This window comes from Pseudochrobactrum kiredjianiae (genome assembly GCF_030362795.1).
Taxonomy (GTDB): Bacteria; Pseudomonadota; Alphaproteobacteria; order Rhizobiales; family Rhizobiaceae; genus Pseudochrobactrum; species Pseudochrobactrum kiredjianiae.
Map to the genome: position 1 here is coordinate 1 of NZ_JAUCBM010000044.1, position 2,757 is coordinate 2,757.

General features: G+C 49.9%; 2 protein-coding genes and 2 pseudogenes. 2 read left to right on the plus strand and 2 right to left on the minus strand.

Annotated features, from left to right (window positions below):
- Nucleotides 1-54: 54 nt before the first annotated feature.
- Nucleotides 55-738: an IS6 family transposase gene (locus QUF18_RS20325; protein WP_289388726.1), complete on the minus strand. Its 684-nt coding sequence runs from the start codon at nt 736-738 to the stop codon at nt 55-57.
- Nucleotides 739-814: 76 nt separating this feature from the next.
- Between QUF18_RS20325 and QUF18_RS20330 the strand changes: the two are divergent.
- Nucleotides 815-1,615 (plus strand): annotated as a pseudogene (locus QUF18_RS20330) (transposase family protein); the annotation flags it as partial.
- A gap of 6 nt (nt 1,616-1,621) precedes the next feature.
- On the opposite strand, the pseudogene QUF18_RS20335 reads toward QUF18_RS20330, so the two are convergent.
- A pseudogene (locus tag QUF18_RS20335) lies at nt 1,622-1,942 on the minus strand (hypothetical protein); the annotation flags it as partial.
- Between the two features lie 77 nt (nt 1,943-2,019).
- Between QUF18_RS20335 and QUF18_RS20340 the strand changes: the two are divergent.
- The gene (locus QUF18_RS20340; RefSeq protein WP_289388726.1) at nt 2,020-2,703 is read left to right on the plus strand and encodes an IS6 family transposase; all 684 of its coding nucleotides are present in this window, start codon (nt 2,020-2,022) and stop codon (nt 2,701-2,703) included.
- Nucleotides 2,704-2,757: the final 54 nt, after the last annotated feature.

The window sequence follows — 2,757 nt, forward strand, 5'->3', positions numbered from 1 at the left end:
GGTTGTGTCGCAAATTTTGCAGTAAGTTAAGTGCGGCCTTATCTGTGGGCACAATTATGCTGCGAGCTCCGCGAACACTACGAATGGCGATTGATTGTCGTTGGCGAATTGATTCTTGCGGATCATGTGAGCCACTTCGATCCCTGCAATGGTGGCTGAAGCGGAATGGAATGCTTTGAAGCCCAACATGTGCTTGGTGACCCGCTTGATGAAACGATGATCCTGTTCAAGAATGTTGTTCAGGTATTTGACCTGAAGAATCTCAATCAGCTTGTCCGTATCGGTGATCTTAAGGATATTATTTATAGCCTGCGCACCAGCCAAATTAGCTCCGCTTTTATCAATAACAATCTTGTTCGGAACACTATTGCTTGCGATAGCCTTTTTAAGGAAACGCCGCGCAGCGCTGAGGTTGCGGCGCTCAGAGAGCATGAAATCAAGGGTTTGGCCGTCACGATCAACGGCCCGATATAGATAGGTCCATTTCCCTTTGACCTTTATATAGGTCTCGTCAACACGCCATGAGCCTAGTGTTGCGCGTTTACGCTTCTGAGCATGAGTTGCAATCTGCGGCGAGTATTTAACAACCCATCGGTTCAGTGTTGCATGGTCAATCTCTACGCCTCGTTCGGCCATTATTTCCTGAAGATCACGATACGAAACTGAATAACGAACATAGAAGAAAACGGCATACAGGATGACACTTTTGGGGAAATGCGTTCCCTTGAAATCGACCATGTTCAATGCCTCTCATCAATCTGTAACCGACGCCACTCATCGCATATATGGTCCGACATAAAAAGTTTGCGACAAAACCGACAAGCATGGTGTGTTTCGCACGACCCACGCCTCGGAGCTCGATCGTACGAGCGGTTTGACGCAGTTTGGTCGCGCTCTTTACGAGCTCAACATTGACATTATCTGTGCCAATACTCCGCAGGCTAAAGGCCGTGTCGAGCGGGCAAACAGGACGTTGCAGGATCGTCTGGTCAAGGAGTTACGGCTGCGGGGCATCGATACGATCGAGGCTGCCAATGCGTATGCGACTGAATATATTGCAGATTTCAATGCGCGGTTTGGCAAGGAGCCACGCAATCCCAAAGACATGCATCGGCCACTGGAGCTGTATGAGAACATCGATGGCGCGCTGTGCCGGAAGGAAGTGCGAACGCTGTCACAAACACTTACACTACGCTATGATAAGGTGCTGTTCATCCTGGAACCGACCGAGGTTGCAAAGCGGCTTGCGCGGCAGAAGGTCATTGTCTGTGACTACCCCGACGGACGTCTGGAGATCCTGCATGGCACAGACATCTTGCCCTATACAACATTCGACAAGCTTCGCTCCATCCATCGTTCGCCTGTTGTCGAGAACAAAAGGCTGGATGACATGCTGTCGATCGTCGCTGAGATGCAGGCGGGACGGGAACAGCAACGCAGCAAAAGCGGTCCGCGCCGTACCGGTCAGACCAACCATATGTTTGGTGTTCGCGACGGCAGTACCGCCAACGGCTATCAGAAGCGAGAGCGTAAATCGCGCACAGCTTACATGAACGACCCCGCCGTCATTGCCCGGCGAGAGCAAGCTTTATTGAGGCAGCCGGCGCCGGAATAACGGGCGTCAATGGACGCCGATATCGCTTTGCGTATCCGATTCCAATTGCAGGCAAGCTGCCCAGAGCGGTGTTTTGTGGAAGGTTCCGTCGTCAAGCAAGTTGAGCCCTTCTCTTGCCTCAAAAAGCAGGCCGAGCCAGCATAAGCGTCGCAGGACGCCGTACTGAAGCTCGAATTTCAGATCCCATGCTTCGACGGTTATTTCAGTGTCGGACAGATGAGCGGTATCTGGATAGAGTATTTTTACGATGTCCATCGCCTTACACCCTTCTCTGGTCTTGATATTGAGCAGATTGAGATACATACGCCACCAACCCAATCGTGCCGGTTTTGTCGCAAACTTTTTATGTCGGACCATATATGCGATGAGTGGCGTCGGTTACAGATTGATGAGAGGCATTGAACATGGTCGATTTCAAGGGAACGCATTTCCCCAAAAGTGTCATCCTGTATGCCGTTTTCTTCTATGTTCGTTATTCAGTTTCGTATCGTGATCTTCAGGAAATAATGGCCGAACGAGGCGTAGAGATTGACCATGCAACACTGAACCGATGGGTTGTTAAATACTCGCCGCAGATTGCAACTCATGCTCAGAAGCGTAAACGCGCAACACTAGGCTCATGGCGTGTTGACGAGACCTATATAAAGGTCAAAGGGAAATGGACCTATCTATATCGGGCCGTTGATCGTGACGGCCAAACCCTTGATTTCATGCTCTCTGAGCGCCGCAACCTCAGCGCTGCGCGGCGTTTCCTTAAAAAGGCTATCGCAAGCAATAGTGTTCCGAACAAGATTGTTATTGATAAAAGCGGAGCTAATTTGGCTGGTGCGCAGGCTATAAATAATATCCTTAAGATCACCGATACGGACAAGCTGATTGAGATTCTTCAGGTCAAATACCTGAACAACATTCTTGAACAGGATCATCGTTTCATCAAGCGGGTCACCAAGCACATGTTGGGCTTCAAAGCATTCCATTCCGCTTCAGCCACCATTGCAGGGATCGAAGTGGCTCACATGATCCGCAAGAATCAATTCGCCAACGACAATCAATCGCCATTCGTAGTGTTCGCGGAGCTCGCAGCATAATTGTGCCCACAGATAAGGCCGCACTTAACTTACTGCAAAATTTGCGACACAACC

Coding starts and splice junctions, on each gene's coding strand:
- QUF18_RS20325 (WP_289388726.1), bottom strand. CDS start 738: ATGGTCGATTTCAAGGGAACGCATTTCCCCAAAAGTGTCATCCTGTAT.
- QUF18_RS20340 (WP_289388726.1), top strand. CDS start 2,020: ATGGTCGATTTCAAGGGAACGCATTTCCCCAAAAGTGTCATCCTGTAT.